The sequence below is a fragment of the Pseudomonas sp. UMAB-40 genome (assembly GCF_900095275.1).
Lineage (GTDB): Bacteria > Pseudomonadota > Gammaproteobacteria > Pseudomonadales > Pseudomonadaceae > Aquipseudomonas > Aquipseudomonas mandelii_B.
The window spans coordinates 149-1,695 of the sequence record NZ_LT607607.1 but is presented as its reverse complement, the minus strand read 5'-3'; the positions used below and the strand labels follow the sequence as shown (position 1 = coordinate 1,695).

General features: G+C 56.9%; 1 protein-coding gene. It reads left to right on the top strand.

Features of this window, described 5'->3' with window-relative positions; genetic code table 11:
- The coding region (locus K0F88_RS31960; protein WP_306823160.1) for a calcium-binding protein at positions 1–1,547 on the top strand (1,547 nt) is incomplete at both ends.

Genomic DNA, 1,547 nt, shown 5'->3' with positions numbered 1-1,547 from the left:
CTGGGCGATGGTCAAGACACGATTACCGAATACGATCCCGGTTATGGCGCCACTGATACTTTGCGTTTCGGCGCAGGAATCCTGGCCAGTGACATCCAAGCTTATAAGTTCGGGGCTGATGTGGTGTTCAGGCACAGCAACGGCATTGATCAGGTGACGGTAAAAGATTGGTTTACCGGAGCGACATCCGGTGCGGGGATCGCCGCGTCGAACATCATTGAGCGCGTGGAATTTGCTGATGGGACGTTTTGGACTTGGACGGACATCTCAACGAAAGGTCTGAATCAAGTGGGCACCGCCACCTCAGAGACTTTGGTCGGCTGGTCCGGTAACGACAACATTCATGGCGGTGGCGGTAATGACACGCTGGAAGGTGGAACCGGCACGAACCAGTTGTACGGTGATGCGGGTGATGACCTCATCAAAGTTGCCAGCGACTCGACGGGTAATACCTTGGCCGGCGGGACGGGCAACGATACCTTGAGCGGCGGTTATTACGCTGACACTTACCTGTTCAATCTGGGTGACGGTCAGGACACTATCACTGAAAACGATCCGGGATATGGCAGCACCGACACCTTGCGATTTGGTGCGGGGATTCTGGCCAGCGATATCAATACGCGCAGGGTCGACTCTGATCTGGTGTTCATGCACAGCAACGGTACCGATCAGGTCACGGTCAAAGGCTGGTTTAACCGATCAACCTCCAGTGCAGACGCCGCCCTTTCGGCTGTCATCGAGCGTGTGGAATTTGCTGATGGGACGTTCTGGACGTGGGAGAGCCTTGCCACCACGGGTCTGAACCAACTGGGCACCGCGGGTGCTGACACATTGGTGGGTTGGTCGGGTAACGACATCATTCACGGAGGGGAGGGTGACGACGTTTTCGATGGCGGGACCGGTTCCAACAAACTGTATGGTGATGCGGGAAATGACGTCATCAAAGTTGCCAGCGACTCTGCGGGCAATACGTTGGCCGGTGGCACGGGCAACGACAGCCTCTACGGTGGCTACAACGCTGACACGTACCTGTTCAACCTGGGCGATGGCCAGGACACCGTCACCGAGTACGATCCTGGTTATGGCGCCACCGATACCTTGCGTTTCGGTGCGGGGATTCTGGCCAGCGATATCAATATGCGCAGGGTCGACTCCGATCTGGTGTTCATGCACAGCAACGGCACCGATCAGGTCACGGTCAAAGGCTGGTTTAACCGATCAACCTCCAGTGCAGACGCCGCCCTTTCGGCTGTCATCGAGCGTGTGGAATTTGCTGATGGGACGTTCTGGACGTGGGAGAGCCTTGCCACCACGGGTCTGAACCAACTGGGCACCGCGGGTGCTGACACATTGGTGGGTTGGTCGGGTAACGACATCATTCACGGAGGGGAGGGTGACGACGTTTTCGATGGCGGGACCGGTTCCAACAAACTGTATGGCGATGCTGGAAATGATGTCATCAAGGTTGCCAGTGACTCCACGGGCAATATTTTAGCCGGCGGCACGGGCAACGACAGCCTCTACGGTGGCTACAACACCGACACGTA